This is a genomic window from Methylobacterium sp. WL7 (genome assembly GCF_008040085.1).
GTDB lineage: Bacteria > Pseudomonadota > Alphaproteobacteria > Rhizobiales > Beijerinckiaceae > Methylobacterium > Methylobacterium mesophilicum.
The window spans coordinates 1-253 of the sequence record NZ_VRVG01000409.1 but is presented as its reverse complement, the minus strand read 5'-3'; the positions used below and the strand labels follow the sequence as shown (position 1 = coordinate 253).

The 253-nt window shown below is 66.0% G+C and carries 1 pseudogene; it reads left to right on the top strand.

The features are described from left to right. Positions 1 to 253: pseudogene (locus FV233_RS30835) on the top strand (hypothetical protein); the annotation flags it as partial.

Genomic DNA, 253 nt, shown 5'->3' with positions numbered 1-253 from the left:
CCCCGACGAGGTGCGTGAGCGCCGGTTCGGCGGCATCGTTCGTGTCTCGCAGCAGGGCGCAATCAACCCGATCATCTCGCCCAACGTCTCGGACATCGCTTTCAACGGCATCGCCCCGGTCGACAAGATCGCCCGCAACATGGCGCGGATGGGCCTGCGCCCACTGTTCCGGAAGATGCTGAAGCTGGTGGTTGCCAATCAGGACCGCGCCCGCACGATCCGCCTGCGCGACGAGTGGGTGGAGTTTGACCCC